The sequence below is a fragment of the Erwinia sp. PsM31 genome, assembly GCF_030433775.1.
GTDB classification, from domain to species: domain Bacteria; phylum Pseudomonadota; class Gammaproteobacteria; order Enterobacterales; family Enterobacteriaceae; genus Erwinia; species Erwinia aeris.
Genome location: NZ_JARUWZ010000146.1, coordinates 1 through 213 on the forward strand (window position 1 = coordinate 1; position 213 = coordinate 213).

Here is a 213-nt window from a genome sequence, read left to right on the forward strand (position 1 = left end):
TACGTGACTGTGACGCGGTCAGGTTGGTCACAGAGGTGTTCAGGTTGTTGATGGTAGATTCAAAACGGTTCTGAATCGCACCCAGGCCGCTACGTGCGGTATCGACGCTCTTGATACGCGCGTCCAGGTCAGACAGGTTGCCGCCGGTTACGCTGAAGGTTGCGCCCAGGCCAGAAGTCTGGAAGCCAGCGCCTGACAGGTCGATGTTGATGA

General features: G+C 57.3%; 1 protein-coding gene. It reads right to left on the bottom strand.

Annotated features, from left to right (window positions below):
- Nucleotides 1-213: flagellin (locus tag QCD69_RS22770; RefSeq protein WP_301253602.1), on the bottom strand; the 213-nt coding region annotated here is incomplete at both ends.